Genomic DNA, 1,394 nt, shown 5'->3' on the forward strand with positions numbered 1-1,394 from the left:
CCTGAGATGTGATGCCGAGCCGATTGTGGTGAAGTGGATGATCCTATGCTGCCGAGAAAAGCCTCTAGTGAGTGTTGTGGCGGCCCGTACCCTAAACCGACTCAGGTGGTCAGGTAGAGAATACTAAGGCGATCGGGTGAACTGTGGTTAAGGAACTCGGCAAATTGCCCCCGTAACTTCGGGAGAAGGGGGGCCTCTGTTGGTGATGAGTCTTGCGCTCTGAGCTGGTGGAGGCCGCAGTGGCCAGGGGGAAGCGACTGTTTACTAAAAACACAGGTCCGTGCGAAGTCGTAAGACGATGTATACGGACTGACGCCTGCCCGGTGCCGGAACGTTAAGGGGACCGCTTAGTGCACTTCGGTGTGCGAAGGTGAGAACTTAAGCGCCGGTAAACGGCGGTGGTAACTATAACCATCCTAAGGTAGCGAAATTCCTTGTCGGGTAAGTTCCGACCTGCACGAATGGCGTAACGACTTCCCCGCTGTCTCAACCGCAGACCCGGCGAAATTGCATTACGAGTAAAGATGCTCGTTACGCGCAGCAGGACGGAAAGACCCCGGGACCTTCACTACAGCTTGACATTGGCGTTTGGAGCGTCTTGTGTAGGATAGGTGGGAGACTGGGAAGCTCGGACGCTAGTTCGGGTGGAGTCATTGGTGAAATACCACTCTGGTCGTTTTGAACGTCTAACTCTGGTCCGTGATCCGGATCGGGGACAGTGTCTGGTGGGTAGTTTAACTGGGGCGGTTGCCTCCTAAAGGGTAACGGAGGCGCCCAAAGGTTCCCTCAGCCTGGTTGGTAATCAGGTGTTGAGTGTAAGTGCACAAGGGAGCTTGACTGTGAGACTGACGGGTCGAGCAGGAGCGAAAGCTGGGACTAGTGATCCGGCATCGGCGTGTGGAAGCGGTGTCGCTCAACGGCTAAAAGGTACCCCGGGGATAACAGGCTGATCTTCCCCAAGAGTCCATATCGACGGGATGGTTTGGCACCTCGATGTCGGCTCGTCGCATCCTGGGGCTGGAGTAGGTCCCAAGGGTTGGGCTGTTCGCCCATTAAAGCGGTACGCGAGCTGGGTTTAGAACGTCGCGAGACAGTTCGGTCCCTATCCGCTGCGCGCGCAGGAGACTTGAAAGGGGCTGTCCCTAGTACGAGAGGACCGGGACGGACGAACCTCTGGTGTGCCAGTTGTATCGCCAGGTGCATGGCTGGTTGGCTACGTTCGGAAGGGATAACCGCTGAAAGCATCTAAGCGGGAAGCTTGCCTTGAGATGAGGTCTCCCACCCTGTGAGGGGGTAAGGCTCCCGGTGGATGACCGGGTTGATAGGCCGGAGGTGGAAGCGCGGTAACGTGTGGAGCTGACCGGTACTAATAGGCCGAGGACTTGACCACAAAG

The 1,394-nt window shown here is 56.9% G+C and carries 1 rRNA gene; it reads left to right on the top strand.

The window, feature by feature from the left end:
* Positions 1–1,390, top strand: a 23S ribosomal RNA gene (locus tag ACIBP6_RS46800); the annotation flags it as partial.
* Positions 1,391–1,394 lie beyond the last annotated feature (4 nt).

Origin of the sequence: Nonomuraea terrae (assembly GCF_044465245.1) — a bacterium.
GTDB lineage: Bacteria > Actinomycetota > Actinomycetes > Streptosporangiales > Streptosporangiaceae > Nonomuraea > Nonomuraea terrae.